The sequence below is a fragment of the Acinetobacter haemolyticus genome (genome assembly GCF_900406815.1).
Classification (GTDB): Bacteria; Pseudomonadota; Gammaproteobacteria; order Pseudomonadales; family Moraxellaceae; genus Acinetobacter; species Acinetobacter haemolyticus_A.
This window is the reverse complement of sequence record NZ_OVCN01000044.1, coordinates 1-495: the sequence shown is the minus strand read 5'-3', so window position 1 is coordinate 495 and position 495 is coordinate 1. Positions and strand designations below refer to the sequence as shown.

General features: G+C 46.3%; 1 protein-coding gene. It reads left to right on the top strand.

Annotated features, from left to right (window positions below; all coding sequences use genetic code 11):
- The coding region (locus tag DK207_RS15590) for an FAD-dependent oxidoreductase (protein ID WP_162540252.1) at positions 1-495 on the top strand (495 nt) is incomplete at both ends.

The window sequence follows — 495 nt, the reverse complement described above, 5'->3', positions numbered from 1 at the left end:
CAATCTATGCAGCACGTAAAGGGATCAAAACAGGTATCGTGGCTGAACGCTTTGGTGGTCAGGTGATGGATACCATGGATATTGAAAACTTTACCTCAGTACAAAAAACCCAAGGTCCAAAGTTTGCTGCTGAGATGGAAGCACATGTCCGTGAGTATGATGTTGATATCATGAATCTTCAACGCGTCAGCAAAGTGACAGGTGCGGATCAAACAGCAACGGGCTTGGTTGAGGTTGAGCTAGAAAATGGTGCCAAACTGGAATCAAAAACCATTATCCTTTCAACAGGTGCGCGTTGGAGAGAAATGAATGTACCAGGTGAAGCTGAATATCGAACCCGTGGTGTCGCTTATTGCCCACACTGTGATGGCCCACTCTTCAAAGGTAAGCGTGTTGCTGTGATTGGTGGTGGTAACTCAGGTGTGGAAGCTGCGATTGATCTTGCTGGGATCGTTGAGCATGTGACTTTGGTTGAGTTTGATACCAAACTTCGAG